The sequence below is a fragment of the Arthrobacter sp. ASL1 genome (assembly GCF_056680475.1).
Window position 1 is genome coordinate 22,906 of the sequence record NZ_JBWXQH010000002.1, and the last position, 21,596, is coordinate 44,501.

Sequence of the window (21,596 nt, forward strand, 5' to 3'; positions counted from 1 at the left end):
CCGCGGATTCGGATAGCGCACGCAGGATCCGTCGAAGCCCCCGTAACCGGGAGCGGCGGGGATGAGCATCGGTGCCTTCTTCGCCGAGACCGTGCAATCCGGCGCCCTCATTGTGGCCGCCCCACTCGCCATGGCCGCAGGGGTCGTCTCATTCCTTTCCCCGTGCATCCTGCCCCTGGTGCCGGGCTACCTGGGATACGTCTCGGGCCTCACCGGTTCATCACGGCAGGGGAGCCGGCGGCGGATGCTCACCGGCGTCGGCCTGTTCATCCTGGGCTTCGCGCTGGTATTCACCCTCTACGGTGCTGCCTTCGGGCTCATCGGCGGCTGGCTGCTGCGCTGGCAGGACCTCCTCATCCGGGCCCTAGGGATATTCGTCATCATCATGGGGCTGGTGCTCATCGGGCTGTTCCCGGCACTGCAGCGAACAGTGAAGCCCTCCTTCAAGCCCCGGGCCGGGGTCGCCGGCGCGCCGGTATTGGGAATCGTCTTCGGCCTGGGCTGGACCCCCTGCATGGGCCCGACCCTGAGCGCGGTGCTGGCCTTGAGCACCAGCACCGGACAGGCAGGCAGGGGCGCACTGCTGGGATTCCTGTACTGCCTGGGACTGGGCATCCCGTTCCTGCTCGTGGCACTGGGCATCGAACGGGTGAGCCGGGCGCTGGGCTTCGTCCGCCGGCACATGCGCGCCTTCAACATCGCCGGAGGAGCCCTGCTCGTGCTGGTCGGCCTGCTGATGGTCACCGGCACGTGGACGGCGTGGATCTATGAATTGCAGAACCTCTCCGGCACCTTCACCACACCCGTCTAGCAAAAAACATACTTCGACTCAAAGGATTACTCCATGGCCAACCATTTGAACCGCCGCACCTTCCTGGGACTCTCCGTCGCGACGGCAGCTGCCGCGGCCCTGTCCGCCTGCGCCCCCACCAAACCGGTTGCGGCACCACCGACCCGGATCCTGCCCACAGACCCGCTGGTCGCCCAGGTCGAAGCCCAGCGGGCATCCACCGGCAAGACCATCACCAAGAAGCTCGCCCCCCGCTCCTTCTCCCCCAAAATCGCCGGCACGAAGGCCACCACCTGGGGCTACAACGACTCCCTCGTCGCTCCCACGCTGCGCGGCAAGGCCGGGGACCGGCTCGATGTCACCGTCGACAACCAGCTCGACGAACCCACCACCATCCACTGGCACGGCCTGGCCCTGCGCAACAACGCCGACGGAGTCCCGGGCCTGACCCAGAAGGGAATCGGCGCCGGGAAGGACTACGGCTACACGTTCACCCTCCCCCACCCGGGCACCTACTGGTACCACTCCCACGTGGAGATGCAACGAGAACGCGCCCTCTACGGCGCCCTGGTCATCGAGGACCCGAAAGAAACCCTGGACTACGACAAGGACTGGGTCATCGTCCTGGATGACTGGCTCGACGGGATCACCGCCACCCCCGAAGAGGTCCTGAAAGAGGTCTCGAAGGGGATGGGCGACATGAGTGGAATGGGCGGGATGGACCACGGTGGCGGCGATGGCCCGATGAAGATGGGCAACACGCTCATGGGTGCCACCAGCGACTTCCTCGGCGGGGATGCCGGGGACATCGCCTACCCCCTGCACCTCTTCAACGGCCGCGGCGCGGACGACCCGGAGACGCTCAAGGCCAAAGCCGGGGACCGCATCCGGCTGCGCATCATCAATGCCGCCGGGGACACCGCCTACCGGATCGGCACCCCCGGCCAACAGCTGACCCTGACCCACACCGACGGATTCCCGATCAAGCACGAGGACGTCGACGCCGTCATGCTCGGGATGGGCGAGCGCATCGACGCCATCCTGGTCGTGGAGGATGGCTACACGCCCCTGCTGGCCCTGGCTGAGGGCAAGGGCCAAATGACCTACGGGCTGGTCTCCACCGGCAGCGGAACCCCACCGGCAGCAGGCAAGCTCCCCCAGGACCTGCCGGGCAGGGTCGTTGACGGAGGACAGCTGACCGCGGATCCATCGGTGATGTTGGCCACGAAGCCGGCAGACCGGAGCCACGAGGTCCGCCTGACCGGTGGGATGGCGAAATACGACTGGGGCATCAACGGACACCGCTACGACATGGGCAAGCCCTTCGAGAACGCCTTCGACATCACCGCCGGGGAACGCGTGGAGGTGAAGTTCATGAACGAGACCGAGATGTGGCACCCGATGCACATCCACGGGCACACCTTCCAGGTCGGCAACGTCGGGGCGCGCAAGGACACCGTCATCGTCCGCCCCGGAGACACCCTGACCGTGTACTTCGACGCCGACAACCCCGGCCAGTGGCTCATGCACTGCCACAACGCCTACCACGCCGAACGCGGCATGATGGGCGTCTTCTCCTACGTCAAATGACCCGTGAAACCCTTTGCTTGGTCCTTCCTTGCCCATTTGGTTTCGGCCTAGAAAGCAGCAAATATGCAATTCCTCCACAATCGTCAGCGGATGGTTCTCGCGGCAACCGTACTTGTGTCTCTCGTGCTTTCCGGGTGTGCCGCTACCGATCCACTAACCGAGCAGGCGAACTCCGGTACGACGAACTACGTCGCCGGGGACGGATCCGTGGCCGAATTCGACCTTGCTGGCAGAAGCGATCCCGTCGAGCTCTCCGGCAAACTCTTCGATGGCACCAGGGTCAGCGAATCGGATTGGAAGGGCCAGGTCGCTGTCCTGAACGTCTGGTATGCGGCCTGCGCGCCCTGCAGGACCGAAGCCCCGGACCTCGCCGCACTACACGGGCAATTCGCTCCCCAAGGTGTCCAGTTCTTTGGAATAAACACCAGGGACGAGGCGCCAACAGCGGCCGCCTTTGAACGCACTTTCGGCACAGATTATCCGAGCATAACGGACAAGGACGGAAAGGTTCTGCTGGCGTTAACAGACTTCGTGCCGGCCAACGCCGTACCCACGACCTTGGTCCTGGACAAGCAAGGCCGTGTGTCAGCGAGGATTCTCGGGACTGCCGATAAGAGCGTTCTGACAGCCCTCATCCGAGACGCCCTGGAGGAAGACCGGTGACGGACACCGATCAGAAGAAATCCGGACGGAAACGAAAGGACGTGGCATCGCCGCCGCTGGGGCCTGTGATGATGCTGCGTTGGGCCTGGCGGCAGTTGACCAGCATGAAGACGGCACTGCAGCTGCTGCTCGTCCTTGCCGTAGCAGCAGTGCCAGGATCGCTCTTTCCCCAGCGTCCGGCGAATCCGGCTGTCGTGGACCAGTACATCCAGGACCACCCTGCTACAGGGCCGTGGTTGGACGGGCTGCAGTTGTTTGATGTCTATTCCTCCGTTTGGTTTTCTGCGATCTACCTGCTGCTTTTCGTCTCACTGATCGGTTGCGTCGTGCCACGCGCCCTCCACTACTGGAAGGCGCTGCGTTCGTCCCCTCCGCAAACGCCACGCAGGCTCTCCCGGCTGCCCGAGCACGGCACCATCGTCATTCCCCCTGGCACAAAAATATCTCCGGAACACGCCGTGGACGACGCTGCGCGCATCATGCGAGAACGCGGCTACCGGATCAGGCTCCTGGAATCCGAGTCCGGGAGCCCCTCGGTTGCCGCCGAACGCGGCTACATCAAGGAAGCCGGAAACCTCTTGTTCCATTCGGCCCTGATCGGTGTACTCATCTCCACTGCGGTTGGGGGAATGTTCGGATACCGGGCACAAAAGATCCTCGTCGAAGACGAGGGGTTCACCAACACCGAACTCGTCTACGACTCCTTCTACCCCGGCACGAATTTCGATAACGCCTGGTTGACCCCATTCGCCTTGACCCTTGATGACTTCAACGTGGTCTTCGACAGGGATCCCGACAACTACGGCAACCCCATCGACTTCAGTGCCGATATGACCGTCCGCGACAGCCCGGCAGCCCTTCCACGCCAGGAAACCCTGAAGGTCAACGAGCCCATCTCTTTCGGGGGGACAAATGTCTACTTGATCGGCAATGGGTACGCACCGGTCGTGACGGTGCGCGATGGCGAAGGAAACGTCGCTTTGCAGGGCCCTGTCCCGTCGATTGCCACGGACGGAACGTACAACTCAACGATCGTCATCAAAGCTCCGGATGCTCGTCCCTTTCAGCTTGGGTTTGTCGGCTTCTTCCTGCCCACCGCCGTTGTGGACGAAAAGGGAGTTGCATTTGGATCCGATCCCGATCCAATGAATCCGCAGCTGAACCTCAATTCCTATTACGGAGACCTGGGGCTGGATGTGGGGATCCCGACGTCCGTCTACCAGCTGGACACCTCACGGCTAACGCAGCTCAATGGCAGGGACAAGCCGGCCGGCGGGATCGTGCTGGCTGCCTACCAGAGCTATGAACTCCCGGAAGGCAAGGGTTCCATCACCTTCGATGGGTTGAAGCGATATGTAGCCCTCGATGTGGTCTACGACCCGGGAAAAATCGGGGCATTGGTCTTCACCTCACTTGCCCTATTGGGGCTAATCATCACCCTCATCGTCCCCCGGCGCAGGATCTGGTTCCGTGCAGCCACCCACGGGGAGCGGGGCACGGTAGTTGAGTACGGCCTGCTGGCCCGAGGTGAAGACTCTGGCCTCTCCAAGGAAGCGACAAGAATCGGCAACAAACTGACCGGGCTTTGGCAACGCCGAAGCACAACAAACAGGCAGGAAGAACCATGAAGGTAGACCAGATCCTGGCCCAATACAGCGAACTATTCATGCTGTTGGCCGCCCTCACGTACACCGTCGCATTCATTGCCTATGCGTTGGATTTCGTGCGTTCACGCACCATGCCCATACCCGTCGCGGAACCTGCCCGGATGCCGGCATCCGTGGCTGGAAGTCCGCCGGGAGAGATTCAATGGACCCGCGGCACAGGCGGCATGGGTTCCTCGGCTGGGAGTCCATCGCATGAGGCCATGGGTTACGGGGGGCAGCGTCGGCCGTTGGCGCGGGTCGCGGTCGCCATCAGCGTTCTCGGTCTGGTTGTCCACGCGGCGGGCGTCGTATCCCGTGGCGTGGCAGCAGGACGTGTCCCCTGGGGAAACATGTATGAGTTCACCACGACCGGGGCATTGTTGGTGATGGCGGTTTTCCTGACGGCACTGCTGTTCCGGGACCTGCGGTTCCTCGGGACATTCATCACCGGCCTGGTCCTGATCATGCTCATGGCCGGTGCCATGGTATTCGCCACACCCGTCGCCCAGCTGATCCCGGCCCTGCAAAGCTACTGGCTTATCATCCACGTTTCAGTCGCCGTGCTCTCGGCTGCCATCTTCACCGTCACCTTCGCACTCTCCACTCTGCAATTGCTCAAGGAGCGGCGGGCGAAGACTTCCACGCCTGGTTCGCCGGAGGGCATGCGGATGGTACCCACGGCGGCGAGCCTCGAACAGCTTGCCTACAGGATGAACGCCATCGGCTTCATCCTCTGGACCTTCACCCTGATGGCCGGTGCCATCTGGGCCGAAGCTGCCTGGGGAAGGTATTGGGGCTGGGACACCAAGGAGGTATGGACGTTCGTCATCTGGGTTGTCTACGCCGGCTATCTCCACGCCCGTGCAACGCGGGGATGGAGCGGTACCCGTGCCGCGTGGCTGTCCATCATCGGCTACTTGTGCGTCATCTTCAATTTTGCCGTGGTCAATGTGTATTTTTCCGGCCTGCACTCATATTCCGGCCTGAATTGATGATCATCTATTCCGCGGCTGAAGGGGCTCCCGTGCAAGAAGGCCAGCAGCCGCCTTGCCTGAAGCTTGTCCGCGCCATCATTCAACCAGTGCACAGCGATGCGGCCGTGATCCCCGATGATGGCAGCGGCGCGCTGCCCGTCTCTCCATCCGTGCAGGACCGACGAGGTGGGGACGATTCCTTCAGGAGGACATCCCTGGGACCGGTACGTCCTGGACATTAATCCGACACACCCAACTTCAACCGGCTTCCAACATCGGTTGAAGCGATTTCCGAGCGAAAGGCTGCATGATGAAATCCCGACATTCCAGCGATAGTGCAGACGGTGGCTACCGTCGAACCCGTCTGGTGATCAATTTCGGAAAGGCCCTAATGGTATTGGGGGTCCTTGTTGGGTTGTCGCATTGGATTGCCCATATTGCGATGGTTGGTGGACCGCCTGGAATCCAGGATCTTCTCATCGGATATCCCACAGCAGGACTCCTGGTGGTCGTTGGTGCTGTCATGGCCGGGCAAACACATGAAGGAAACGCGTGACGTAGGCAACCGCCTACTCGCTGTGTCCCCGATTCGTCGCCGGCATTTGCGGCCAGAAGTAGTTGACCCGCGATACAGGCTATTCGTCCGTCGATTCCTGGTTGTGGTGCAGCGCTGATGCGTTCCCGGCCCCGGGGTTGGCGTCCTTGTTGCCCTCGTCCTTCACGGCATCGGCAGGGGCATCGACAGCGGGGTACTCGGTGGTGGCCTCGTCGTCCTTCGGCTCGAAACCCGCGCGGTAGACCGAGGTTTCCGGTTCGCGATGTCGGATGCCCTGGACGATGAAGATGACCAGCCCCAGCGCGATGGCCGCGAACGAAGTCCACATGTTCGCCGGGATCCCGAGGAACCCGTCGGAGGTGGGATCGATGCGGATGGCCTCGAGCCAGCTGCGGCCCATGCCGTACCAGCTGAGGTACAGGCCCAGGGCGCGGCCCCAGCGGGCGCGGATCTTGCGCTCGAGGAACAAGATGATGGCCACACCGATGAGGTTCCAGATGATCTCGTAGAGGAACAAGGGGTGGAACAACGTGCCGATGGGGGCGTCGGCCGGGAACTTCGGGTTCGTCGACTCGATCTGCAGGCCCCAGGGCAGCTTGGTCGGCAGGCCGAACAGCTCGTGGTTGAACCAGTTGCCCAACCGGCCGATGGCCTGGGCCACCAGCAGGGCCGGGGCCACGGCATCGGCGAAGGACAGGAAGCGGACCCCGGCCCGCCGGCAACCGATGTAGGCGCCGAGGGCGCCGCCCAGCAACGACCCGTAGAGGGCGTTGCCGCCGTCCCAGATCTTGATGATGTCCCACGGGTCGGCACCCGGGTAGAAGTAGTCGCTGATATGGGTGAACACGTGGTAGAAACGCGCCCCCACCAGGCCCAGCGGGACGCACCACAGGACCACGTCGAGCACGATCTCCGGGTTGCCGCCGCGGCGGGCCAGACGCTTCTGCGTGATCACGATGGCCGCGACGATGCCAGCCAGGATGCACAGGGCATAGGTGTGGATCGTCAACGGCCCCAGGTGGAGCTGGGACAGGACGGGATCGGGGCTGGGAATGCTGGTGGGGAGGTACATCGGGACCCTACGTGTCAGGCGGTGTTGTCAGGTTCGATCATCCCAGTTGCCGAGCTAGATCGAGTACTGGAAGACCGTCGAAGTTCGTGAGAGATGCCCACAAGGCACGGCGTGATCAGCAGCGAGGCAATTCCAGGCACTTCAGATTCCAGGCCGCTCCGGGCGGGAGGAGATCTAGGTCGTCACCTTGATTGGGCGCGTGCTTTCACTGGCCCGGGCCGACTTCTACTTTTCGACGGCGGCCACGGCATACCCTGCATCCCGACGAGGGTCGGGGGCGCCGTCCACGGTCCCGTTTCCATGATCGAGCCACAGGGCCTGGACGGAACCGAAGACGCCCTCGGAGCGCGTCGTTTCGCGGATCTTCCACCCGTTGGCTCGGGCAAGGGATCTCACTTCTTGGCTGGCCTTGCCGCCGACCGCCAGGATGCCGCCTTGCAGGTGGAATCGCGGGGCATCGATTGCCTCCCTGAGAGGCTGGTCCTGCAGGAGCATCGGGACGAGGACGGAGGAGAGGATGTTGGGGATCTGCTGTCCGCCGGGGGTCCCGATGCCCATGACCACGCGGTCCTGTTGGTCCAGGACCATGGTGGGGTTGGACCAGGTCACGGACTTGCGTCCGGGCTCGGGCTGGTTCTTCGGCGAGTCGACGGTCTTGAAGCGGCTGAGCTGGTTGTTCATGAAGAAGCCACCGACCACCTCGCTCTTCGGTCCGCCCCAGAAGCTCGTGATGGTGTTGGTCATGGAGACCACCATCCCGTTGCGGTCCACGACGTTGAGGTGGGTGGTGTTCCCGGGGTCGATCTGGCCCTCCGGGGAATCCTGGGGGGATTGGGTGTCCAGGTTGCTGCCGATCTTCAGGTTGGCTTTGCGGTCAAGGACCGTGGTGAGGTCGACGTCGACGAACCGCTGGTCGCCGAACTGCCGGGTCACGGTCTTGTTGGCGTTCGACCATGCCTTCATCAGCTTGTCCACATAGGGCCGTGACCCGGGTTCGTCCGCGGCAATGCCGGCACCTTCTACTTGCTGGAGCATTTGTATGAGACCGGCTCCCGGGAGGGCAGGCGGGGCGCTGACCACGGTGTAGTCGCCCACGGTTCCGCTGACGGGTTCGAACTGCTCGGTCCGGTAGCCGGCAAGCGTCGCCGCGTCGATGCCCTCGACGTCCGTGAGAAGCCCCGAGATCGACCCCTCGTAGAATTCGTCCCGCCCGCCCTTCGCCAGCGTCTGAATGGTCTCGCCCAGGCGTTCCTGTTTGAGGGTCTCCCCTTCGCGCAACACACGTTCGCCATTCGGGGTGCGGAATTGTGGATAGCGGGAGACGGTGCTGGCGCCGATCCCGTCGTTGATGCGTTCTCCAAGGAACTTCGGGATCTCGAACCCTTCACGTGCCAGGTCCGCGGCCGGTTCCAGCAGCTGGTTCCAGGGCAGGGAGCCGTATTTTTGATGCAGGGTCCACATGCCATCGACAAAGCCGGGGACCCCGGTGCCGGACTTGGGGATCTTCCCGCTTTTGCCGACGACTTCCCGGTAGTCGTAAGCGGTGACGGCCTCCTCCGGCGCGGCGATGAGGGTGACGCCGCCGCCGCCGATCCCGGAAGCGTGGGGTTCGAGCACGGAGACCGCGAAGGCGGTGGCAATGGCCGCGTCCACGGCGTTGCCCCCCTCCTCCAGCACCTCGACGCCGATCTTCGCTGCCTGGGGGTTGCCGGCTGCCACACCCACCTCGGTCATCGCCGAAGGAGGTTCCGTGGGCGGGTCGCTGACCTTCGAGGCACGTGGGGATGGGCTGTCCGATACCGGTGGTTGGCTGGAGCAGCCGGCGAGCAGTGCGCCAACACAGATCAAGCCTGCCAGGATCCTCCATTGCCTGCGCCCCGCTGTGCTGCCGATCAGTGGGTTCAGGGGGCTGGTGGTGGGTTTTTGTCGCTGCGTCACTTGCGCTTTCCCTTCGTGGATTTTGGTGCCCGGCGGGAGCGGACGAACAGGCACGTAGCCGCCAGGAGCGTCGTCCCCACCAGGATCGTGAGCGCCATGAGTCCAGGGGACCAGAACCGGTGGCCTGCATCGGTATCCTGGACCGGTCCCGCCGGATCGCCATCGGTCGAAGCATTTCGTCCCGATGCCTGCCATGCCGGTGGTCGCAGGCCTGGATCCGATACACGGATCTGGTGTGCCGTCGGTCCAGGCATCGTCTGAAGTGGGCTGCTTGCCCCCATGGGCATCTCCTCGGGGGCAAGCCCGGGCTTTGATTGCTGTGCAGGGATGCCATGGGCGGATCCTTCATCGGCTTCGGCTGCGATGGCCGTACCGCCGCACACCATGAGGGCCACGGCAGCGACTGCTGCGATTCGGGACAAGATGGCCCCCCGGGTGCGGTCGCTCAAGATGGTCCTCCTAGGAGGAAACGGGGCGTCGGGTCTGGAGGAATGGGACCCTCAGCAGTCTCTCGAGCGGCCCCCGCCCGTAGTGGGTCACCCATAGGTGGGCGCAGACGAGGCAGAAGAGCGAGATGAGTGAGGCAAAGGCGATTCCTTCGATCGTCGTGTGCGGGTCCGGCCGGACGAATACCGCAATCAGTACCAAGTGCACCACGTACATCGTCAGGGACAAGCGTCCCAAGTTGATGAGCGCCTGGGCATGCCGCCCGAGCCAGGGCTCGATAATGCAAAAAAGACCTACGAGGCATGCCGCTGAACCAACCCCGGATAGCAGCCACAAGGGGCCTTCGGAATGGTCGTAACTGGCCAGGAGCCTGGCAAATCCCCCGTCGGTCGGATCGATGCCCGTCAGCGCGCCCAGCATCCTGGACAAGAGGAGGCCACCGATCGTGGCGACGAATCCGCCGATCAGCAGTCTCATCTGGATTTGCCTCGATGCCAGATCGAATCGGCTCAGTGTCAGTCCGGCCAGCAGGGGTACCACCCAGACCAGTGCCGGGTAGGGTCCGGTGATCAGGATCCTGTCCATTACCTCCATGGGGGTGGCGGGCAGGAGGATGGGCTTGCCTCGAAAGGTCTCGTCGCGGGCAACCAGGATGGCGGTCCATGCCAATGGACCGAGGATTGCCATTGCTCCTGTGGTCACCGCAAGTGCCTTGGTCTTCACCCTGGTCAATGGAATCATCGCCAGGAAAAGCACCCCGTACACCGTCAGGATGACGCTGACTCCGTGGTTGATCGTTTGCAGCCCCAGCCCGGCGACCAGGAGAAGCAGCGAGCGCCACACCAGGAGCACCCACTGTTCACGCCATGGAGTCCTCCTTCCAGGATGAGTCAGCAGGCCGAGTCCGATGCCCGCGAGGAACATGAACAGCAGGGAAGCCCGCCCGTAAGGAAGCATGAAAAGTTTTTCGAGGAGTCCGCCTGCCTGTTGGGGCCCCACGTTGACGGCGATCATCCCAATGATCGCCAGGGCCCGGGCGCAGTCCAGGGACACCAGTCGCCGGGGCCGGACGGTGGGGGCGGGCGGCGCGGCCGGCGGCAGCATCTGTGGGCTCATGAAGAGTCCGTCCTGTCGGTGGAACGAGCGTGAACGGGGACGGGCCCGATGCAGGCAGTTGATCTGGCCCCTGGGCCAGCTTATCTGCATTCGGCTGGGACCCACGCCCGGCGACAAGCTGTTCCGTACTCACCTGTTGCCTTCCTGATCCCGATACCGGGGTATGTGGAGGCGCCATGCGGCAGGCCTCTTCTCAAAAGGGCGCTAACACGCCCATTGCATGTCCATCGCCCACCTGCGCGCCCCGACTCCGGGGAAAGGAATAGGGCCTCTGCCCTGCTGGTTTCGGGTGTGGGGTACAAACGCCGCAGCAGCTGGGCGTTCAGGGCGACCACGATGGTGGAGGTGACATCAGTAGCGATCGCCAGCACAAACCAGGCGAACATTCACCGGGTTAGATGAAAAAGGGTCTGTGCCTACGACTGGGGCATCAACGGCAACCGCTTCGACATGGGCTCGCCTTTCACGAATGCCTTCGGCATCTTCGCCGGGGAACGGGTGGAGGTGAAGTTCGTGAACGAGACCGCGATGTGGCACCCGATGCACATCCACGGGCACACCTTCCAGGTCGGCAACGTGGGTGCGCGCAAGGACACCGTTATCGTCCGTCCCGGGCATACCCTGACCGTCTACTTCGATGCCGACAACCCCGGCCAGTGGCTCACGCGCTGCCACAACGCCTACCACGCCGAACGCGGCATGATGGGCGTCTTCTCCTACATCAAATAGCCCATGCCACCCGTCGCCAAACCGAACCGTCGGGCGCGGCCACGCCCGACGGCCGGTCGTCCGGCCATTGAAGCCCAGTCCGTGCTCTTCCAGCAAGCCAAGCAGTGGGTAGGCACCGACAGGGCCAAGCGCGGTGCGGCTGCAGTAACGGATTCCGTTTCCTGCAGCTAGACAAGACAGATACCTCCCGGGGGTATATGTTGGGTTTCGCCGTTCGTTACATCCGGGGCCCCAACAAGGTCCTCGCATGGCGGGATCATTTCGTTGCCCGCACGGTCGGCCACCCGTATATTGGCCCGGGGCCGTCCTTCCCTCGGCCGGGGGGCAGCGAGGTGTATTGCCGGCAGCGAACCGGCCAAGGTCCGGGATTTTCCGGCCTCGACCAGGAAAGGGGTGCCAGATGCCACCGTTTGCGAGCCTGTTCATCGCCTTGGGGACGTGTCTGGCCGCCATTGGCGGGGTATATCTCTTCGGCCGTGCGGTTTCCGTGTCGAGGGAAACGGTGGAGGTGCTTCCCTATCAGTCGGGATGGGCTCCACGCGAACACGCGTTGTCGCGGTTCCATGCGCGCTGGTACCCGTTGACGCTGGTGTTCCTGGCCTTTGACGTCGAGATGCTGTTCATGTACCCGTGGGCTGTCGTGGTGTCCGGAATGGGTCCCGCAGCCGTCATCGAGATGTTCGTATTCCTCGGGGTGCTCGTTGTCGGCGTCATCTGGGCCTGGAGGGAAGGGGCATTCAGATGGGTCTGAACGTCTGGATCACCCGGCTGGCCACTGGCCGCCCCCATGTCCTGATCGTGGAGATGCCGGGCTATTCCGTCCTGCGCATGCGGTTGGAGGCGGGCATCACGGCCCGGGGATGGGTGCTCGCCCAGGCGCCCGCCGAGGCAGACGTCCTGTTCGTCTGCGGAGAAGCGCAGCCGTCGTACCCGGAGGTCATCGAAGCCATCTGGAACCAGATACCCGGCCCGCGCTGCCGTGTCTCAGTCACAGCTGCCGACGCCATCCCCGCCGCGCTGGATGCGATTCCGGCCCAGTTGGGGGACCGGAACGCACAGCTCGCAGACGCCACTCGCCGCCCGAAACCCAGCGACGGTGGCACTGCGGACGACGAAACCACAGGCCTACCCGGGGACGAGACCTCCACCGGACACGCGGCCCACCAGCGCCAAGGGGACCACGACCACTCCGGCATGCAGCACGAAATGCATGGCGAGTGCCCCGAACACGAGGGGCACACGGAGCATGCGGACGCGGACATGGACGACATGGACGACATGGACATGGATATGGGCCATATGCACATGGACATGTCCGGCCCTGCGGGCATCCCGCTCGCCGGCGGCGACGAGAGCGACCGCGACGGACTCGAGATGGACATCATCCACCTCTCCCTCGGCCCGGTGCTGCCCTCCTGGCCAGCCGGGCTGGTCGTGCGGTGCACGCTGCACGGCGACGTCATCGCGGAGGCAACCATCGAAGTCGTGCCACCTGCCGTCTCGAACGCCAGCGCCCCGGCGGAACCACCAGCACCGGTGCCACGTGCCGTGGAGCTCTGCGATGCCTCCGCGCACTTGCTCGCGGTTGCCGGATGGGAGCCCGTCGCCGGCAAGATCCGGCGGCTCCGTGACGACCTCCTCGAAGACCTGCGCCCCGTGGATACGGTGATCGCGGGACTGGACAGCGCTGCCGACCAGGTCGCCCGGTCACGGACCCTGCGCTGGTCGCTGCGCGGCGTTCCAGAACTCCGGGACGTCAACGCGCGTTCCCGGCTGCTTGGCTGGCTGCACACCGCCAGCGAGCTGTTGGCCCACGGGCCCGTCCTATCCGATGACTTCGAAGGACCGTTCACTCTCGATGAGGTCCGGCAGGCGTTGACCGGACAGGAGCTGGCTACCGCACGCCTGGTCATCGCCTCGATCGGGCCTGCCCGGATCGGCCACTTGGTGGGGCCGGACCATGGATAGCGCCGCCGCCGGGGCCCTGTGGACGCTGCTCCTTCCCTTCGCCGTCGCCGCGGCCGCACTGTTGGCCGCGGCGTTCAACGCCGTTCTGGACAACAGGACCTCTGGACTGCCCGCCGCGGCCGGCCTTTCATCACCGATCCGGGAGACGGCGAGGTTGCTGCGCCAGCAGCGCCGGACCCTGCCCGGTGCCGATGCCCTGCTGTGGCGGGTCGGGGGTGCCGGGTTCGTTGTCGTGGCCGTGTTGATGGTGCTGGTGGTCCCCTTCGGCGGTTTCACCTTCGCGGATCTGCCGGTCGGGCTGGTCTGGTTCAACGCGATGGACGTCTTGCTTTGGGCGCTGTGGTGGCTGCTCGGGTGGGGCGCCAACAGCGCCTGGTCACTGGTGGGCGGATACCGCTTCCTGGCCCAGGCCCTGTCCTACGAGCTGCCCCTGATGTTCGCCCTGACGGCCCCGGCCGTCGGTGCCGGTAGCCTGCGCCTGCTCGACATCCAATCCGCTCAGCAAGACCTGTGGTTCGTGGTCTGGATGCCCGTTGCATTCCTGGTCTATGCCGCGTCGATCGTCGCGTTCTCCTCGTGGGGCCCCTTCCAGACCGCCACCGGGACCGATGCCGCCGGCGGGGTGGTCACCGAGCTGAGCGGGGTCGACAGGCTCCTGGTCCTCGCCGGGCGCTACATGCTCCTGGTCGCGGGGGCCGCCTTCGCCGTCCCCTTGTTCCTCGGCGGCGGGAGCGGGCCCTGGCTCCCGGATCCGGTGTGGGTGGTCGTGAAGACCCTCGTCCTCCTCGCCGTCCTGATCGCCGTGCGCAGGCTGTTCCCGATCGTGCGGCCGGAGCGGCTGGCCGAGGTCGCCTGGGTCGTGGCCATGCCCCTGGTGCTCGTCCAACTGGCCGTTGCCGCCATCGTCGTCGTGAACGGGGGAACACCGTGATGCCCGCCATCCTCTTCTGGGTCTTCTCGATCGTGGCCGCTTCAAGTGCGGTTGCGGTCTTCGTCGTGGATTCGATGGCCCGGGCATCGTACGCGCTGGCTCTCTCATTCATCGCCGTCGGTGCCATCATCCTGCAATTGGACCTGGACTACATCGGGGTCATCACCATCTTGATGATGACGATGGAGATGGCGATCATGGCCGTGTTCATGGTGATGTACATGGGCATGAACCCGGCCCTGATGCCGATGGACATGACACACAACAAGCGCCGCTCCGCGGTCATCGCCGGCATCGTGTTCATCGTCCTGGCCGCCGGCGCCCTCCTCATCCGGTGGCCCGAGCAGATGTCGGCGCCCGCCCCGGATCCAACGGCGGCATTGGGAGAAGCCCTGATGGGTTCGAAGATGCTCGTGATGCTCACCATCAGCCCCGTGCTGTTCGCCACCATCATCGCCTCCCTGGTGTTGGCCAACCCGCGTGGGCGCTATGACCGGCGCGGGGACGACCTCCACCGGCGCGGGCCCGGTGGGCGGCGCGAAACCGATGACCCGATCAAGGGCGGACTAGGCCGATGACCCTGCAACTGATCCTGCTGGTGGCCGCCGCCCTGTTCGCCATCGGGCTGTTCGGGGCGCTGTCCCAACAGGTCCTCGTGATGGTGATGATGGGCATCGAGGTGATGATCAACGGCGTGCTCCTGGCCGCAGCCGCGCTCTGGTTCCACCTGTCCCCCACACCCGACGGCCAAACCCTGTTGCTGGTCATCCTCGCCGCGATGACCGTTGAAATGGCGATGGGATTCGCCGTCGCCACCGTTTTCCACCGCTCACGGAACTCGGACATGACCGATACCGCCACGGAGCTGCACGGATGACGGCCGCACTCCTGGCGGCCGTCGGACTGCCGGCCATCACCGGGACCTTCCTGCTGCTGGCCGGGCACCGCGCCAACCGCCTCGCCCCCGCGCTGGCTCTCACTGCTGCCGCGCTGACCCTAGTCGCCGCCATCGCCTCCGCCGGGGCCATGCCCCGCCTCGGAGTGCCGTTCATCTCATCCGGCGGTGCGGCCCTGGTCGTGGATGGCCTGGGCGCCGTCCTGCTGCCGACGGTGGCGGCCGTGGTCCTGCTCGTCCTCGTGTTCGCTGCCGCCGAAGACACACGCCCGGCGGCGCGCTTCCACGGTCTCATGCTGGTCTTCACCGCCGCGGTGATGGTCACGGTGAGCGCCACGTCGCTGCCGGCATTGCTCGGCGCCTGGGAGGTCATGGGCGCGACCTCCTATGCCCTGATCGGCTTCCACTGGCGCAAACCCTCGACGATTCCCTCCGGGCTGGTCGCCTTCACCGTGACACGCGCCGCCGATCTGGGCCTCTACGCCGCGGCAGGAGCCGCCGTCGCCGCGGGAACCGGCTGGCAGTTGGACGCCCTCGCCTCCGCGGAGGGGCCGTGGCTGCATGTGCTGGCCGCCGGCGTGCTTTTGGCGGGCCTGGGGAAGGCGGCGCAACTACCGTTTAGTTTCTGGCTCTCCCGGGCGATGGAGGGCCCGAGCCCGGTCAGTGCCCTGCTGCACTCGGCGGCCATGGTCGCCATGGGCGGATACCTTCTGCTCCGGCTCGAGCCGCTGTTGCTGGCCTCCGGGTGGGCCGGCCCGGCGGCTGCCTGGATCGGTGCCGCCACCGCGATCGTGCTCGGCATCGTGGCGCTGTGCCAGAAGGACCTCAAGCAGTTGCTGGCCGCCTCGACTGCGGCCCAACTGGGTTTCGTCGTCCTGGCCGCCGGCATCGGCGCCACCGCCGGAGGGACCTCGCAGCTCGTCGCCCACGCAGCCACCAAGGCGTTGTTGTTCCTTGCCGCCGGCGCGTGGTTGACGGCCGTGGGCTCGAAACAACTTCCAGCCCTGCGCGGCATCTATCGGCGCTGGCCGGTGGTCGGCGCCTCGTTCCTGGTCGGGGCACTGTCCCTGGCCGGGCTGCCTCCGCTGTCGTTGTGGCTGGCGAAGGACGCGGTCCTCGCCGTCGCCTTGCACCAGCATCCCGCACTGTATGCTGCCGGATTGCTCGGTGCCGCCCTCGCCGCCGCGTATTCGGCGAAGATTATCGCCGTGGTCTGGGCCAGACCCGACATGCAGCAGCAGGCCGACATGGAGCGCAAACTGTGGGATGCCGAAGAACGAGGAACCCGCAAGGTCCCCGTGGTGGCGACGGTGCCTCTGGTGGTCCTGGCGGCATCGGCGGCATTGCTGGGCGCCACCGCCCTTCCGGTACTGTCCGGACCGTTCCGCGCACTGTTGGGCGCGCAGGCGGAGGCGGAAAGCAGCGGGTGGGAACTGCTCGCTTCGGCCGCAATTGCCATCGTCGTATCGGCCCTGGTGCTGGTTCGGGGTGTGCCGCGCCTGGCAGCCGCCGAGAACTGGTTTGGCCTTGAACGGGCCGCGGAAACCGTTTTCGTACGTCCCATGTTCGCCACCGCGGCCGTCCTGTCCCGGCTCGACCACCGCCTGGAGAAGGCGGTGCTTGGTGCCGGCCGCTTTCTGAACCGGTCCGCAGCGGTGTCCGGCGACGTGGACGCCAGCGTGCAACGCGCGTTGCGTGCCGTACTGGGTGGGGTCAACGGCCTCGGGCGGTTGGCCCGCCGCGCCCAAACGGGTGCCGTGGCCGATTACTACGCCGCGGCGGTCCTCGTCTGCGTTGCCGCCCTCGTCCTGCTGATCGTCGTTAGGTAGCCCCCATGCTCAGTGTCATCGTCTTCCTGCCGCTCGCGGCCGCGACCTTCCTCGCCCTCGCCCGTCGGCTGCCCGAAAAAGCTGCGCGGCTGACCTGGTTGGCCACGACCCTCGTGGATTTGGCGTTGTCGGTCATGCTCGCGATTGCCGGCGGCCCGGGCCCGAACGGACTCGTGGCCGAGGAGCGGGTGGAGTGGATGCCGCAGCTTGGCAGCAGCTACCACCTCGGCATCGATGGCATCTCCCTGCCCCTGCTGCTGCTGACCGGAGTCATCTTCGTGGCCTGCGCCATCTGGGCCCTGCGCGAGACCGACAGGCCACGCCCCCAGGCCGCCTTGTTCCTGTTCCTGCAGACGACCTGCCTCGGGTTGTTCTGTGCACAGGACCTGATCCTGTTCTTCCTGTACTTCGACCTCTCGATCGTGGGCATGTACTTCGTCATTGCCGGCTGGGGACACGGAAACCAACGTCGCTCCGCACTGGTGTTCTTCATCTACACCTTCCTGGGTTCCCTGTCCCTGCTGTTGGGATTCATCGGCCTCTATCTCGGTGCCGCCCCCCACACCTTCGACATGGTGGAACTCTCCCGCCAGGACGCCTTCACCGGAACCCCGCTGGCGGGCGGCTTCGTGCTGGCGGCGGTCATCCTGGGCCTGGCCGTGAAGACACCGACCTTCCCCTTCCACTCCTGGCTGCCACCGGCACACACCGATGCCCCGGCCATCGGCTCGGTCGTCCTGGCCGGCCTGTTGCTGAAGATGGGCACCTACGGCTTCGTCAGGATCGCGATGCCCATGCTCCCGGACACCTGGCGGGCGTGGGCGTGGGTGGTCGTCGCGATCGGCATCGTCTCGGTCCTCTACGGCGCCCTCGTCGCGGTCGCGCAGACAGACATCAAGCGCATGATCGCCTTCACCTCCGTCAACCACATGGGCTACGTCGTGCTCGCTGTCGGCGCCGCCGGCGTCCTGGGTGCCAACAACGCCGAAGCACAGCAGCTGGCCATCGTCGGGGCCGTAACCCAAATGGTCTCCCACGGCCTGGTCACCGGGGCCCTGTTCCTGCTCGCCGGTGTCTTCCACGACCGCACCGGAAGCTACGACCTGCGCCGGTATGGCGGCCTGGCCCACCCCGCACCACGGTTCGCCGGGTTCTTCGCGATCGCCGCATTCGCCTCGCTCGGACTTCCGGGCTTCAGCGGCTTCATCGCCGAATTCCAGATCTTCACCGGCAGCATCGGAACCACCCCCTGGGCCCTGGTTGCCCTTCCCGGCATCCTGATCACCGCAGTCCTTTTCTTGCGCGCCTTCCAGCACGTGTTCACGGGCCAGACACGGGAACTGTCCGTCGGTTTCAGCGACCTGCGCCCCCGCGAGAGCACGGCCCTGGCCATCCTGATGGGGCTGTCCGTGCTCATCGGTCTCATCCCCGGCCCGCTGCTGGCGATGATCGGACCCGCGGCGCAGAACCTCGTCGTCAGCCTGGGCCCATGACGGCAATGGCAATGGACATGGACTACCCGGCGCTGCTGCCAGAGATCATCCTGCTCGCCACGGCAGTGCTGGTGCTGCTGGGCGGCAGCTTCCTGCCCCGCACCCGCCAGCATCCCACCCGCTGGCTCACCCTCGGTGCCCTGGTCGCCAGCGCAGCGACCGGGATGGCGGCAGTGCCGGGAGGGCCGGAGTCGATCTTCAGTGGAACCTACGCACTGGACCCGTCCACTGCGGTCGTGCGGATGGCGGCCCCGCTGGCCACGCTCGTGGTGGTCCTGCTCGGCCGGCATGAATTCGCCAGCACGGCGCGTGAAAGCGAAACCTATGCCCTGTTGTTGCTGGCCACGCTCGGAACAGTCGTGATCGGGGGGACGACCGACCTGCTGGTCCTGGTCGCCGGGTACCTGCTGGCGAGCATCCCCCTGTACGCGCTGATCGGCCTATCGCGCAGCGGGACGGCCGCCGAGGCAACCCTGAAGACCTACCTCATCGGCGCCCTGTCCGGAGTCCTGCTCATGGCAGGCGTTGCCGTGCTGACCGCAGTTGCCGGCACGAGCAGCTACGCGGGCATGACGGAGGCTCTTCCCCAGGCCCCGCAGGCCGCCGTCGCCGGCGGGGCCGTCGCGGTCCTCATCGGCTTGACCTTCAAGGCCGGTGCGGTGCCCGGCCACTTCTGGATCCCCGACGCCAGCCAGGCCTCCGGGATAGGCATCGCAGCGTTCATCACGACCGTGCCGAAGATCGGCGCACTCGTGGCCATGGGCCGGCTGGTGGCACTCATGCCCGCCACGGTGGATGTCCCGCTGCTCGTGGCCGTGCTCGCAGCGGCCAGCATGGGCATCGGAAACCTTGCCGCGTTGGCGCAGGAGAACGTCAGGCGCCTGCTGGGCTGGTCGACGGTCAGCCAGGTCGGCTACCTGCTGATGCCCGTTGCCGTCATCACCCGCAGCGAGGGCGCCTCGGTGGCCCTGCTGGCCTACATCGTCTTCTACGCGCTAACGAACCTGGCCGTGTTCGCCGTCGTCGCCTGCTTCCCCCGGCGCGAAGAGCTGGGCGACTGGGTGGGATTGGCACGTGGGCACCCGTGGCTGACCGGTTCCCTCGTCGTGGGGGCCCTCAGCCTCGTGGGAACACCGCCCACGGCGGTGTTCCTGGGCAAGGTCGCCGTGTTCACCGTCGCCTGGAATGGCGGCATGTCCTGGCTGGTCGTGTTCGCCGCAGCCAACACGGTGCTGAGCCTTGTCTACTACCTCAGGCTCATCCGCCCCGCCTTCCACCCCGCCGGGGACTGCAGCACCGGTTTGTCCACGGCGCCACGGGAGGTTGCCCGCACCGTGGTGGCCACCGCTATCGTGCTCGGTGCCCTGGTCCTCGCAGCCGGGGCCGTCGGGGCCGGAATCTGGTTCGCCGTCGCCGGGTGAACCGCTTCGGTCATCGGGCCAACCACTCGGGATGGCCGGCGTGGTCGATCGTGCGTTGTGGCTGCACTTTCCGCTTACCGTGTACCGCCAGGAAGACTTCGAGGACCATCGTCTTGCATCACCGCCCGGAACCAACGGCCAGGGAGGGAAAGGTCGTCGAGACCAAAAGGACACGGTTCCGTAATCGATTCGTGACTTTTACATCCGTTTCATGTAAATTCATTTGCGTGCCGGGCTTCCTATGAGCCCGGCACACCCGAGTGGATTGCCGAGCACTGCCACCACTTCGGGTTCCGTTCGCGAAGCTTCTGGCAGTGGCGGGGGAACCAAATCCGGGTCCACCGGGCCCTTGGGGTTAAGCGTCTCGCTGCCATTCAGCGCAGACGCCGAGTGACTCCCACTCGAACCCGACAGCTAACCCCGCAGGCATTGGGAGAGGTAATCAACACATGACCAAGCGACACCTGGGCCGCCACCGCGCCATGCCCGTCCGCAGCAACCCCTTGGGCTCGATCTCCAAGGCGGTTTCCTCCAACGCAGGTTCCGTTGGCCGCCAGGCCGCTGTCATCGCTGCGGCTTCCGGCCTCGTGCTGACCCTCGGCGTTCCGGCCGAGGGTGCCCCGGCCGCCCGCGAGGCTGCCAAGGCCCCGGCTGCGGACATCCTGCGTACTTCCGTGGACTCCCCCGCCGCCGTCACCGTTGCGGACGCCAAGCCACAAGATCTGAAGCAGATCAAGGTCTCCGTCGCCGACGTCAAGTCCACTGACGGCTCGGCTCACCGCGCGGCATTGCGCAAGGCCGCAGCCGAGCGCGAAGAAGCCCAGGAAGCCGCCGCCGAGCGTGAAGCCGCCCAAGAAGAAGCCGCTGCAGCCGAGCGCGAGGAAGCGGCCGCAGGTGCAGCCATGACCCGCGAGAGCCGCCAGTCCTCTGCGCAGGCGAGCACGAGCACGAGCACGAGCACGAGCAACAATACGTCGGCAGGCTCGGTCACCACGGCCTCCACCCCTAAGAAGACCGACGCCGCCCCAACGTCCAGCGCCGGCCTCTCGGGCATCGCGGGCATGGCCATGAGCTACGAGGGCACACCCTATGTCTGGGGCGGTAGCAGCCCTTCGGGTTGGGATTGCTCCGGGTTCATCCAGTACATCTACGGCAAGGCCGGGATCAGCCTGCCCCACAACACGACCGCCATCCGCACCAGCGGCAAGTTCGTGCGCACCTCCAACCCCAAGCCCGGCGACCTGGTCTACCAGAACGGCGGCAGCCACGCGGGCATCTACATCGGTGGCGGGAAGATCATCGGCGCACAGAACCCCTCCGTCGGCACCGTGGTTCGTCCGGCCGACAGCCCCTACGGCCCGTTGATGGGCTACTACACCTACGTAGGCTAAGCAATATCCGCAGTAGGGCCCCTCCGCTCTCGGAGGGGCCCTACGTGCATCTACGATGAAAACCGCACCCGCCGGAGCGTCTCAGCGAGAACTCGGGTGCGTCACAGGCAGCACGTCCGCATGTCAGCTTCAGAAGTCGAATGCAAT

At 65.5% G+C, this 21,596-nt stretch carries 18 protein-coding genes and 1 riboswitch; of the genes, 15 read left to right on the forward strand and 3 right to left on the reverse strand.

Features of this window, described 5'->3' with window-relative positions; all coding sequences use genetic code 11:
- Positions 1-61 precede the first annotated feature (61 nt).
- The 5 genes from AC1MEQ_RS18795 (at position 62) to ccsB (ending at position 5,681) form a co-directional block, all read left to right on the forward strand.
- Positions 62-811, forward strand: a complete 750-nt coding sequence (locus tag AC1MEQ_RS18795; protein WP_479796234.1) for a cytochrome c biogenesis CcdA family protein — start codon at positions 62-64, stop codon at positions 809-811.
- Between the two features lie 33 nt (positions 812-844).
- Entirely contained in the window at positions 845-2,380 is a 1,536-nt protein-coding gene (locus tag AC1MEQ_RS18800) for a multicopper oxidase family protein (protein ID WP_479796236.1), read from the forward strand.
- Positions 2,381-2,587: 207 nt separating this feature from the next.
- Entirely contained in the window at positions 2,588-3,043 is a 456-nt protein-coding gene (locus AC1MEQ_RS18805; protein ID WP_479796238.1) for a TlpA family protein disulfide reductase, read from the forward strand.
- Positions 3,040-4,671: a cytochrome c biogenesis protein ResB gene (gene resB / locus AC1MEQ_RS18810; protein ID WP_479796240.1), complete on the forward strand. Its 1,632-nt coding sequence runs from the start codon at positions 3,040-3,042 to the stop codon at positions 4,669-4,671. The genes AC1MEQ_RS18805 and resB overlap by 4 nt, the downstream gene beginning before the upstream one ends.
- A complete protein-coding gene (gene ccsB / locus AC1MEQ_RS18815) occupies positions 4,668-5,681 on the forward strand; it encodes a c-type cytochrome biogenesis protein CcsB (RefSeq protein ID WP_479796242.1) in 1,014 nt (337 codons plus the stop codon). The genes resB and ccsB overlap by 4 nt, the downstream gene beginning before the upstream one ends.
- A gap of 617 nt (positions 5,682-6,298) precedes the next feature.
- On the opposite strand, the gene lgt is transcribed toward ccsB, so the two are convergent.
- The 3 genes from lgt to AC1MEQ_RS18830 form a co-directional block, all read right to left on the reverse strand.
- A complete protein-coding gene (gene lgt / locus AC1MEQ_RS18820) occupies positions 6,299-7,291 on the reverse strand; it encodes a prolipoprotein diacylglyceryl transferase (protein ID WP_479796244.1) in 993 nt (330 codons plus the stop codon).
- A gap of 225 nt (positions 7,292-7,516) precedes the next feature.
- A complete protein-coding gene (locus tag AC1MEQ_RS18825) occupies positions 7,517-9,025 on the reverse strand; it encodes a gamma-glutamyltransferase family protein (RefSeq protein WP_479796246.1) in 1,509 nt (502 codons plus the stop codon).
- A gap of 663 nt (positions 9,026-9,688) precedes the next feature.
- On the reverse strand, positions 9,689-10,882 hold the full coding sequence (locus AC1MEQ_RS18830; RefSeq protein WP_479796349.1) for a DUF418 domain-containing protein: 1,194 nt from the start codon (positions 10,880-10,882) through the stop codon (positions 9,689-9,691).
- Positions 10,883-11,221: 339 nt separating this feature from the next.
- Between AC1MEQ_RS18830 and AC1MEQ_RS18835 the strand changes: the two genes are divergently transcribed.
- The 10 genes from AC1MEQ_RS18835 (at position 11,222) to AC1MEQ_RS18880 (ending at position 21,449) form a co-directional block, all read left to right on the forward strand.
- Positions 11,222-11,521: a multicopper oxidase domain-containing protein gene (locus tag AC1MEQ_RS18835; protein WP_479796350.1), complete on the forward strand. Its 300-nt coding sequence runs from the start codon at positions 11,222-11,224 to the stop codon at positions 11,519-11,521.
- A 400-nt stretch (positions 11,522-11,921) separates the two neighbouring features.
- Complete coding sequence (locus AC1MEQ_RS18840; protein ID WP_479796247.1) at positions 11,922-12,272, forward strand: NADH-quinone oxidoreductase subunit A; 351 nt, start codon at positions 11,922-11,924, stop codon at positions 12,270-12,272.
- Positions 12,263-13,489, forward strand: coding sequence for a hypothetical protein (locus tag AC1MEQ_RS18845; RefSeq protein WP_479796249.1), 1,227 nt, complete (start codon positions 12,263-12,265; stop codon positions 13,487-13,489). Before AC1MEQ_RS18840 ends, AC1MEQ_RS18845 begins: the two co-directional genes overlap by 10 nt.
- Complete coding sequence (locus AC1MEQ_RS18850) at positions 13,482-14,420, forward strand: complex I subunit 1 family protein (protein ID WP_479796251.1); 939 nt, start codon at positions 13,482-13,484, stop codon at positions 14,418-14,420. The genes AC1MEQ_RS18845 and AC1MEQ_RS18850 overlap by 8 nt, the downstream gene beginning before the upstream one ends.
- Positions 14,417-14,998 (forward strand): NADH-quinone oxidoreductase subunit J family protein, encoded by a 582-nt coding sequence (locus tag AC1MEQ_RS18855; protein ID WP_479796252.1) that lies wholly within the window; start codon positions 14,417-14,419, stop codon positions 14,996-14,998. Before AC1MEQ_RS18850 ends, AC1MEQ_RS18855 begins: the two co-directional genes overlap by 4 nt.
- On the forward strand, positions 14,995-15,297 hold the full coding sequence (locus AC1MEQ_RS18860) for an NADH-quinone oxidoreductase subunit NuoK (RefSeq protein WP_343902613.1): 303 nt from the start codon (positions 14,995-14,997) through the stop codon (positions 15,295-15,297). The genes AC1MEQ_RS18855 and AC1MEQ_RS18860 overlap by 4 nt, the downstream gene beginning before the upstream one ends.
- Entirely contained in the window at positions 15,294-17,144 is a 1,851-nt protein-coding gene (locus AC1MEQ_RS18865; RefSeq protein ID WP_479796254.1) for a proton-conducting transporter transmembrane domain-containing protein, read from the forward strand. Before AC1MEQ_RS18860 ends, AC1MEQ_RS18865 begins: the two co-directional genes overlap by 4 nt.
- Positions 17,145-17,149: 5 nt before the next feature.
- Positions 17,150-18,637, forward strand: a complete 1,488-nt coding sequence (locus tag AC1MEQ_RS18870; RefSeq protein ID WP_479796255.1) for a complex I subunit 4 family protein — start codon at positions 17,150-17,152, stop codon at positions 18,635-18,637.
- Positions 18,634-20,058, forward strand: a complete 1,425-nt coding sequence (locus AC1MEQ_RS18875) for an NADH-quinone oxidoreductase subunit N (protein WP_479796257.1) — start codon at positions 18,634-18,636, stop codon at positions 20,056-20,058. The genes AC1MEQ_RS18870 and AC1MEQ_RS18875 overlap by 4 nt, the downstream gene beginning before the upstream one ends.
- Positions 20,059-20,339: 281 nt before the next feature.
- Positions 20,340-20,501, forward strand: a riboswitch (cyclic di-AMP (ydaO/yuaA leader).
- Positions 20,502-20,507: 6 nt separating this feature from the next.
- Positions 20,508-21,449: a C40 family peptidase gene (locus tag AC1MEQ_RS18880; protein ID WP_479796259.1), complete on the forward strand. Its 942-nt coding sequence runs from the start codon at positions 20,508-20,510 to the stop codon at positions 21,447-21,449.
- Positions 21,450-21,596: the final 147 nt, after the last annotated feature.

What these genes read in the sequence shown, in the direction of transcription:
- AC1MEQ_RS18795 (WP_479796234.1), top strand. Translation starts at nt 62, where the DNA reads ATGAGCATCGGTGCCTTCTTCGCCGAGACCGTGCAATCCGGCGCCCTC.
- AC1MEQ_RS18800 (WP_479796236.1), top strand. Translation starts at nt 845, where the DNA reads ATGGCCAACCATTTGAACCGCCGCACCTTCCTGGGACTCTCCGTCGCG.
- ccsB (WP_479796242.1), top strand. Translation starts at nt 4,668, where the DNA reads ATGAAGGTAGACCAGATCCTGGCCCAATACAGCGAACTATTCATGCTG.
- lgt (WP_479796244.1), bottom strand. Translation starts at nt 7,291, where the DNA reads ATGTACCTCCCCACCAGCATTCCCAGCCCCGATCCCGTCCTGTCCCAG.
- AC1MEQ_RS18825 (WP_479796246.1), bottom strand. Translation starts at nt 9,025, where the DNA reads ATGACCGAGGTGGGTGTGGCAGCCGGCAACCCCCAGGCAGCGAAGATC.
- AC1MEQ_RS18830 (WP_479796349.1), bottom strand. Translation starts at nt 10,882, where the DNA reads ATGCAGATAAGCTGGCCCAGGGGCCAGATCAACTGCCTGCATCGGGCC.
- AC1MEQ_RS18840 (WP_479796247.1), top strand. Translation starts at nt 11,922, where the DNA reads ATGCCACCGTTTGCGAGCCTGTTCATCGCCTTGGGGACGTGTCTGGCC.
- AC1MEQ_RS18845 (WP_479796249.1), top strand. Translation starts at nt 12,263, where the DNA reads ATGGGTCTGAACGTCTGGATCACCCGGCTGGCCACTGGCCGCCCCCAT.
- AC1MEQ_RS18850 (WP_479796251.1), top strand. Translation starts at nt 13,482, where the DNA reads ATGGATAGCGCCGCCGCCGGGGCCCTGTGGACGCTGCTCCTTCCCTTC.
- AC1MEQ_RS18860 (WP_343902613.1), top strand. Translation starts at nt 14,995, where the DNA reads ATGACCCTGCAACTGATCCTGCTGGTGGCCGCCGCCCTGTTCGCCATC.
- AC1MEQ_RS18865 (WP_479796254.1), top strand. Translation starts at nt 15,294, where the DNA reads ATGACGGCCGCACTCCTGGCGGCCGTCGGACTGCCGGCCATCACCGGG.
- AC1MEQ_RS18870 (WP_479796255.1), top strand. Translation starts at nt 17,150, where the DNA reads ATGCTCAGTGTCATCGTCTTCCTGCCGCTCGCGGCCGCGACCTTCCTC.
- AC1MEQ_RS18875 (WP_479796257.1), top strand. Translation starts at nt 18,634, where the DNA reads ATGACGGCAATGGCAATGGACATGGACTACCCGGCGCTGCTGCCAGAG.
- AC1MEQ_RS18880 (WP_479796259.1), top strand. Translation starts at nt 20,508, where the DNA reads ATGACCAAGCGACACCTGGGCCGCCACCGCGCCATGCCCGTCCGCAGC.